A 797-nucleotide genomic window follows, 5' to 3' on the forward strand; every position below is an offset into this window, starting at 1 on the left:
TAGGGTCAGGACTCGTTGATCACAGCCAGAAGATGACGGTGGCAGCGAGGGCGATTGCGGAGAAGAAGGCGGTGGGGCAGCGGTCGTAGCGGGTAGCGACCCCGCGCCAGTCCTTGAGGCGGCCGAACATGATCTCGATGCGGCTGCGACGCCGATAGCGGCGCTTGTCGTACCGGATCGGTTCGTTGCGCGACCTGCGGCCTGGGATGCAGGGTTGGATGCCTTTGGCCTGGAGGGCGTCCCTGAACCAGTCGACGTCGTAGCCGCGATCACCAAGCAGCCACTGCGCCTTCGGCATGTCATCGAGTAGCGCTGCCGCGCCGGTGTAGTCGCTGACCTGGCCCGCGGTCATGAAGAAGCTCAAGGGGCGCCCGTTCGCATCGGCGATGGCGTGAAGCTTGGTGTTCATGCCGCCTTTGGTGCGGCCGATCAGGCGGCCAAGATCCCCTTTTTAACCCGCAGGCTCGATGCCGTGCGGTGAGCCTTCAGGTAGGTTGCGTCGATCATGACCGTCTGCGGCTCGGCGCCGGCTGCAGCCAGACCTTCCATCATTCGCGTGAACACACCGGCCTCGCCCCAACGCTTCCACCGATTGTACAGCGTCTTGTGCGGGCCGTACTCGCCGGGTGCATCTCGCCAGCGCAGCCCGTTGCGATTGACGAATACGATGCCACTCAGCACCCGCCGATCGTCTACCCTCGGCCTCCCGTGGCTCTTGGGAAAGAACGGCCGCAGCCGCTCCATCTGCTCGTTCGTCAGCCAAAACAGGTCACTCATCCCGGTCTCCTTGCGGAGCC

General features: G+C 64.5%; 1 protein-coding gene. It reads right to left on the reverse strand.

Going from position 1 to position 797, the window contains the following annotated elements:
- Window positions 1-19 precede the first annotated feature (19 nt).
- A protein-coding gene (locus AVT10_RS17975; RefSeq protein ID WP_157092785.1) for an IS5 family transposase occupies window positions 20-777 on the reverse strand; the annotation gives its coding sequence in 2 pieces (ribosomal slippage) (window positions 20-444 and window positions 444-777; 759 coding nt in all).
- Window positions 778-797 lie beyond the last annotated feature (20 nt).

It is taken from the genome of Sphingomonas hankookensis (assembly GCF_001619955.1).
Classification (GTDB): Bacteria; Pseudomonadota; Alphaproteobacteria; order Sphingomonadales; family Sphingomonadaceae; genus Sphingomonas; species Sphingomonas hankookensis_A.